The sequence below is a fragment of the Synechococcus sp. R3-13 genome (genome assembly GCF_047462195.1).
In the GTDB taxonomy this organism is placed as follows: Bacteria; Cyanobacteriota; Cyanobacteriia; order Thermostichales; family Thermostichaceae; genus Thermostichus.
In genome coordinates this window covers 1-7360 of sequence record NZ_JANSIO010000144.1, presented here as the reverse complement: position 1 = coordinate 7360, position 7360 = coordinate 1, and the positions used below count along the sequence as shown (strand labels likewise).

Genomic DNA, 7360 nt, shown 5'->3' with positions numbered 1-7360 from the left:
GTCCTGGAAGCCCTGCAGCAGCTCAAGCTAGAGCAGCAGCCCGAAAAAGACCTGCCAGAGCCCGATAGCTGCTTTTGGCGTACCAGCACCGAACTGCCTCTGTTCAAACTTTCTGCGCTGGAGTGGGGGATCCTGGAGCAGGTGTCGCCTTCTCGCAAGCTGACGGCTTTGGCTCAAGCACTGGGGGCAGACCTGCTGGAGGTGCGCTATGCCTGTGCCCGTCTGGCCAAGCTGGGGTTGATCAGCCCCTGTGAGGGGCCAACGGTTCTGGCTCGGTCTGGTCACTTGGAGCTGTCCAAGTCGATTGCTGAGGAGGTGAATCCCGAGCCGGTGAGGGAGAGGCTGGGGGCAAGGGTGCCTGGTCTCCAGGATGAGGGCGGCCCCGTCAAGCCTTCTCTGGTCAGTCGATTAGCCACCCTCCTCAAGGGCATGCGCGAAAAATAAAAGCATAGGGATATTTGCAGTCATGTTTTCGGTTTTCGGGTAGAAACATTAGAAATAGGGAATCAGCAGGGAGATATAGGATGGCTAATCTGTCCTCTTTGCAGGCGATCCTCCAGAGCTATGTTGCCAACACACCGGAAGTCCAGGGAGCAGCAGTGGTCACCCCTGACGGGTTACCTTTGGCTTCCACATTGCCTGCGGGTATGGATGAAGAGAGAACCTCTGCTATGTCGGCTGCCATGCTTTCTTTGGGAGAACGGATTGGAAAAGAGCTGGGGCGCGGAGCCATAGAGAGGGTTTTTGTACAGGGAGAAAAAGGGTACGGGGTTTTGGCCAGTTGTGGCCCCGATGCTGTCTTGCTGACAATTGCCAGTCATGAAGTCAAGCAGGGCTTGCTTTTTTTGGAAATTAAGCGAGTCGCGGCAAGCATTGCAGAGGCAATGAAGTAAGAAAATCAAATGTGGAGGCTAAGTTTTTGATTCTGTCCTGACGTTGAGGGAAGTATGGCCATTAAACCTTCTGAGCTGCTCCAAGTCCTGATCTCACGCACGCAATTCACAGATGATGACAAGAAAGTTTTGCAGCAAAGTGCTGACTGGGGCGGCAGTATCGCGGCGGAAATGTCAGACGCCTTTTACGGCTATCTGGATCGCGATGCCGAAATGGCGGCAGTGATAGCCAAGCACAACCGGCAGCGGCTGGGCCAAACCTTTGCCGACTGGTTCAAGGAAATGTTTACGGGCATGGATAACTGGGGGCCACAATACGCTGAGCGGCGCTGGAAGATTGGCATAGTTCATGTGCGCGTTGGGATCGGCCCTCAACATGTTGTGCCTGCTATGGCCACAGTTGTGCAGGAGGTCAGTCGGCGGTTGGTGAAAGAAGGCAAGCCTGAGCAGTTGCGCACCAGCTTGAGCAAGGTTTGCATGATTGACCTCTCTTTTATTGAGCAAGCTTACCTTGAGGTGGCCTATAATGCTGTGCAACAGGAAACAGGCATGAGCGAGGCCTTGTTTAAGCGCTTGATTGCTACCGGGGCTAACAGCTTGGCTTCCTCTTAATCAGGATTGAGTAGGCCCGTCTGCGCTGGGGGTTTACGGCTGAGGCTAACCATGAGCAATATTCTCCGCATTGTTGTAACAGGGCCGGTGGGAGCTGGAAAGTCTACCTTTATTCGCACGATTAGCGAGATTGAGGTAGTAGACACCGATTGCAAAGCAACGGACGAGGTGGCAGAGCTGAAGAAAACCACGACGGTAAGCATGGACTTCGGCCGCTTGAGAATTGGAGAGGAGGAAGAAGAGATGTGGCTGCATCTCTACGGCACTCCCGGCCAGTCTCGCTTTAACTTTATGTGGGATATTTTAATTAAGCGCGCCCACGGCTATGTTCTTCTGGTGCCTGCGCACTTGCCGGGCCAATTTCGCAACGCCCAAGCTATTCAATCTTTTATGAAAGCCAGGACAAGTGCCCCCTGCGTGATTGGGATCACCCACGTCGATCAACCCAATGCCTGGGATCCAGAAGACATTTTGTTAATTTTGGGGAATCAGGACGGTTCAGTTCCGCACACCACTTTGAATGCCCAGGAGCCGGCTTCTGTTGCCAACACGTTGCTTCTGTTGGTTGAGCAAATGATGCCCCAGGTGGTTGTTTGAACAGATTTTCAGGTATCCGCCGGTCTAGAACTTCAGCAACATTGGCCCTAGCCAAGACAGGCGTATCTTTTGCGTGACAGGGATCCCTCCCGTGAAGCCGAAAAACGGGAGATTGGATTCGGTGGAGATTTGCCGCATAATGAAATGTCCTGAGTGATCTTTCTTGCCAGCCATTGAACCAAGAGGATCCCCGCTGTGTTGCTTCTCGATTGCTCTCCCCCGACCCTTTCCCCAGAGGAAGCGCGGGAGAAACTGTTGTATCTCCTCGCCCAACTGGCCTATCGAGAAGGCTCCTTTACCCTCACTTCTGGACAGAAGAGCCCCTACTACATCAACTGCAAACCGGTTACCCTTCACCCCCAAGGAGCTTATTGGGTGGGATCCCTGCTGCACCGACTGTTGCCGCCCGAAACCGAGGCAGTGGCCGGAATGACGCTGGGGGCAGATCCCCTGGTGACGGCGGTGAGTTTGGCCTCCCTGAGGGCTGAGCCTGCCAACCTAGCCGCCCTAATCGTGCGCAAAGAGCCCAAGGGGCACGGCACGCAAGCCTGGATCGAGGGGCCGGAGTTGCCGGCAGGCAGTCGGGTGTGGATCCTGGAAGATGTGGTGACCACCGGCAGTTCTGCTTTGAAGGCTGTCGAACGGGTGCGGGCAGCCGGCTACCGGGCGGAAGGGATCCTCGCTTTGGTGGATCGGCTGGAAGGGGCAGAAGATCGCTGCCGCGAAGCAGGGATCCCCTTGCGTCGCCTGTTCACCCTTGAAGAAGTGCGGGCTTGTCGTCAAGCCTCAGCCTCTGAAAGAAAGTTGGAAGAAAGTGCTCCACGCTGCTGACGCCAACGAAGGGCTAACTGTCCTGGAATGACTTGGAGAGGGAATCATGCTGCCACCTGCCTACTCAGCTCTACCCAGCCGAAATCTGCCGAGCTTACCGGATCAGGCGCGGGTGGCTGTGTACGTGGTGATGAACATCGAGCACTTCACTTTTGGCAAGCTGGGCACGGCCATTCAACCCCATCTCACCAGCTCCCCTGAGATCGCCAACTACGGCTGGCGGGACTACGGCAACCGGGTGGGCATTTGGCGCCTGTTTGAGCTGTTTGCCGAGCTGGGGATCCCGGTGACTGCCGCCTTGAATGCAGAAATGGTGCAGCTTTACCCCCCCATCATTGAAGGGATCCGCCAATACGGCTGGTCGGTGTTGGCCCACGGCTGGAACAACTCCACCGGCCACAGCGGCCTGGCCCGCGAAGCCGAACAAGAGCTCATCGAGCGCAGCTTGTCCCTTTTGGAGAAGGTGTCAGGATCCCGACCCTGGGGCTGGCTGACACCGGGATTTTCCGTTAGCGAGAACACCTTTGACCTGCTCAAGGCTGCCGGGATCCGCTACACCACCGACTGGGTAAACGACGACCAACCCTATTGGCTGCAGACCGCCGCCGGCCCCCTTTTGGGGATCCCCTACACTCTAGAGGCCAACGACATCAGCCTCTGTCTCAGCGCCCGCCTGCCGGCAGAAGCCTTTGCCCAAGCCCTCATCGACCAGTTTGATCAACTGTGGCAAGATGGGGAACGCTCCCCCCGCGTCATGGCCATCGGCCTACATCCTTTCATTGTCGGGCAGCCTCTGCGGATGGGATCCCTAAAAAAAGCCTTGCAGCACATCCAATCTCGCCCTCATACTTGGCTCACCACCGGGGATGGCCTCTATGACTGGTATGCCCAAGCCTGCCCTGCGCCTGAGATGGCCTGACAGGATCCCAGTTCCGGATCCCTGGCCAGGGCGGAAAAGGGGGTCTTTTGGCTTTGTGCCGATTTTGTCTTGTCTGGAGCTGTTCATCGTGGCTCTGGAAGTGACAGCATAGGCGGTGAAGCCACCTTCAGCAAAAGGGCTTGGCCATGCGCATGGGCAGACTCAGCGGGATCCTCTTGCACCCCACCTCGCTACCGGGGCCATTTGGCATCGGCGACCTGGGGCCGGCTGCTTACCGGTTTGTGGATTTTCTGGTGGAGAGCGGCCAGCGCCTCTGGCAGGTGCTGCCTCTGGGACCTACCGGCTGGGGCAACTCCCCCTACATGAGCTTTTCCTCCATAGCCGGCAACCCGCTGCTCATCAGCCCGGAGCTGTTGGTAAAAGCCGGCTGGCTAGAGCCCGACAGTTGGCAGGACCTGCCCCAATGGCCAACGATCCAAGCCGGATCCGCCGAGCGGGTGGACTACGAAACCGTGATCCCCTTCAAGCTGGGCCTGCTGCACCGCGCCTGGGCAACCTTCAAAGAAAAAGCGTCCGCCGCCGACTGGGAAGCCTTCCAAGCCTATTGTGCTGCCGAAGCCGATTGGTTGCCCGACTATGCCCTGTTCATGGCCCTCAAGGATGTGTACGGCGAGCAAGAGTGGAACCAATGGGATCCGGCCTTGGTGCGACGGGATCCGCCGGCCCTGCAAGAGGCTCGCGACCGCTATGCCGATGCCATTACCGAGCAGATGTTTTGGCAGTATCTGTTCGCCCAGCAGTGGGGATCCTTGAGGGAGTATGCCCATCGGCATCAAGTGCAGCTCATCGGGGATGTACCCATCTATGTTGCCCCCAACAGTGCCGACGTGTGGGCCAACCGGGAGCTGTTTCACCTGGATGAACAGGGACGGCCTTTACAAGTAGCCGGTGTGCCGCCGGACTATTTCAGCCCCACCGGGCAGCGCTGGGGCAACCCCCTCTACAACTGGGAAGTGCTCAAGGCCCGTGGCTACGACTGGTGGATCAAACGCATGCAGGCCATTCTCAAGCAAGTGGATTGTGTGCGCATCGACCACTTTCGCGGCTTCGAGAGCTACTGGGCCATTCCGGGCGATGCGGAAACGGCTGTGGAAGGGGAGTGGCAAAAAGGGCCGGGAGCAGATTTCTTTCAGGCCCTGGCCGACAAGCTGGGGGAAATCCCGGTGATTGCCGAAGATCTGGGAGACATCACGCCCGAGGTGTTGCAACTGCGGGATCAATTCGGCCTGCTCGGCATGAAGGTGCTGCTGTTTGCTTTTGGTTCCGGGCCGGATAACCCCTATTTGCCCCATGCCTACGAGCGTAACTTTGTCGTTTACACCGGCACCCACGACAACAATACGGTGGTGGGCTGGTTTCATGACCCGGAGCGCTCGGAGTGGGAAAAACAAAACCTGCTGCGCTATTTGGGCTGCCAGGGATCCGGGGGCATCCATTGGGATCTGATCCGCTTGGCCCTTTCTTCCGTAGCCGACCTGGCCATCATTCCCCTGCAGGATGTGATGGGGCTGGGGGCAGAGGCGCGCATGAACTTCCCCGGCACCACCGAGAACAACTGGGCCTGGCGCTACCGCGAGGACATGCTGCGGCAGGACATGATCCAGCGGCTGGCCGAGATGAGCGTGACCTATGGGCGCATCTCTCCTCAAGAGTTGGAGCAACGGCGAGCAGCCCTAGCCCAAGAACGGGCGGCACGGTCTTCTCAAGCTGCCCCCGGCCTCGTCTAATGCTGGATCCCGCCCATCAGCAGCCCTAGCTGCTCTTCGGTGGCCTCTTCAGGCGTGAGTTCTCCCACCAGGTGGCCCTCATGGATCACCAAAATGCGATCCGACAAGCTGATCACCTCATTCAAATCCGCCGACACCAGCAGCACCCCCATGCCCTGATCCCGCGCCTGCAGGATGCGCCGATGAATGGCCTCGATGGCCCCCACATCCACCCCCCGCGTCGGTTGGGCAGCCACCAGCACCTTGGATCCACAGGAAAGCTCCCGCCCCACAACGATCTTCTGGGCATTGCCCCCAGAATAGCGGCGGGCCGTCAGGGAAATGCTGCGGGGGCGAACGTCGAAGCTCTCCACCACCTGGCGGGCATGTTGGTCAATGGCCTCTTCCCGAAAAAATCCCAACCAGCCGGTATACGGCTTTTGATGGTGATCCCCCAGGATCAGGTTGTCGCGGGTGGGGAAATCCAGCACCAAACCTCTCACATTGCGATCTTCGGGGATATGACTCAGACCCCAGCAACGCACCTGTCGGGCCGAAGCAGACAGGGATCCGGCTCCATAGCGAATTTGGCCGCGGTAGCTTCTCAAGCCGGTGATCGCCTCCACCAATTCCGTTTGGCCGTTTCCCTCCACACCGGCAAGGCCCACAATCTCGCCGGCACGTACCTGGAAGCTCGCCCCCGCCACCGCCGGCTTCCGCCCCGGTATATCCACCCACAGATCTCGCACATCCAGCAACACCTCCCCAGGGGTAGCGGCCTTTTTTTCAACGGTCAGACTGACTTCCCGCCCCACCATCAGCCGCGCCAGTTCCTGGGCATCGGTTTGGGCAGTGGGCAACGTCGCCACCACCTTGCCATCCCGAATGACGGTGACGCGGTCGGCCAGTTGCATTACCTCCTTCAGCTTGTGGCTGATGAAAATGACAGCTCCCCCCCGCCGGGCAAAGCGGCGCAAAAACGCAAACAGCTCGCCTGCCTCCTGCGGAGTCAACACTGCCGTCGGCTCATCCAAAATCAAGATGCGGGCCTTGCGGTAGAGCATTTTCAAGATCTCCACCCGCTGCTGTAGGCCTACCGGCAGATCCTCCACTCTGGCGTCGGGATCCAGATGGAAGCCCATCTCGGCAATCAACTGAGCCACCTCAGCCCTGGCCCGACGGAAATCGACCTGAAAAAGATGGCCGGGTTCGGCCCCAAGAACCACGTTTTCCGTAACCGTCAAGGGATCCACCAACATAAAGTGTTGATGCACCATCCCAATTCCCAACCGAATGGCATCGGCGGGACTGTGAATTTTGGCCGGTTGCCCATCCACTTGAATGGATCCCTCGTCCGGGCTGACCAACCCATAGACGATCTTCATCAGGGTAGACTTGCCCGCCCCGTTCTCCCCCATCAGCGCCAGAATCTCTCCCCAACGCACCTCCAGATCGATGTGGTCGTTGGCCAGCACCAGAGGATAACGCTTGGTGATCCCCTGCAAGCGAAGGGCAATATCGCTGCGATGGGATCCCTCTGCCAAAGAAGGATCAGGCCCACTCATGAGGTGCTTCTTGAACGCCTTTTCCAGCATAGGTTGTGAACTGCCATGCCAGAGGAAAGCATTTCTGGGGGTATTGTGAGAGTCTCTCTTTTTCTAAGCACTATGGTCATTTCGATTCAAACTGGGACACTGCACCCACACCTAAAACGTTGGTCACGTCGTTACGTCGTCGCATCGTCGCGTCAGCGTTGCGGTTCCCGTCAGGGTGCCGTAGGC

General features: G+C 58.1%; 7 protein-coding genes and 1 pseudogene. 7 read left to right on the top strand and 1 reads right to left on the bottom strand.

What is annotated here, in order from left to right:
• The 7 genes and pseudogenes from NW856_RS04685 to malQ form a co-directional block, all read left to right on the top strand.
• Window positions 1–444 (top strand): annotated as a pseudogene (locus NW856_RS04685) (hypothetical protein); the annotation flags it as partial.
• An 80-nt stretch (window positions 445–524) separates the two neighbouring features.
• On the top strand, window positions 525–893 hold the full coding sequence (locus NW856_RS04680) for a roadblock/LC7 domain-containing protein (protein WP_414399343.1): 369 nt from the start codon (window positions 525–527) through the stop codon (window positions 891–893).
• A 54-nt stretch (window positions 894–947) separates the two neighbouring features.
• Window positions 948–1505 (top strand): protoglobin domain-containing protein, encoded by a 558-nt coding sequence (locus tag NW856_RS04675; protein WP_414399342.1) that lies wholly within the window; start codon window positions 948–950, stop codon window positions 1503–1505.
• Window positions 1506–1556: 51 nt separating this feature from the next.
• Window positions 1557–2102 (top strand): GTP-binding protein, encoded by a 546-nt coding sequence (locus NW856_RS04670; RefSeq protein WP_414399341.1) that lies wholly within the window; start codon window positions 1557–1559, stop codon window positions 2100–2102.
• Between the two features lie 195 nt (window positions 2103–2297).
• Window positions 2298–2933, top strand: coding sequence for an orotate phosphoribosyltransferase (gene pyrE / locus NW856_RS04665; RefSeq protein ID WP_414399340.1), 636 nt, complete (start codon window positions 2298–2300; stop codon window positions 2931–2933).
• A gap of 46 nt (window positions 2934–2979) precedes the next feature.
• Entirely contained in the window at window positions 2980–3852 is an 873-nt protein-coding gene (locus NW856_RS04660) for a polysaccharide deacetylase family protein (RefSeq protein WP_414399339.1), read from the top strand.
• Between the two features lie 146 nt (window positions 3853–3998).
• Window positions 3999–5600, top strand: a complete 1602-nt coding sequence (malQ, locus tag NW856_RS04655) for a 4-alpha-glucanotransferase (protein ID WP_414399338.1) — start codon at window positions 3999–4001, stop codon at window positions 5598–5600.
• On the opposite strand, the gene NW856_RS04650 is transcribed toward malQ, so the two are convergent.
• On the bottom strand, window positions 5597–7144 hold the full coding sequence (locus NW856_RS04650; protein WP_414399337.1) for an ABC transporter ATP-binding protein: 1548 nt from the start codon (window positions 7142–7144) through the stop codon (window positions 5597–5599). The two genes, malQ and NW856_RS04650, sit on opposite strands and share 4 nt — an antisense overlap.
• Window positions 7145–7360 lie beyond the last annotated feature (216 nt).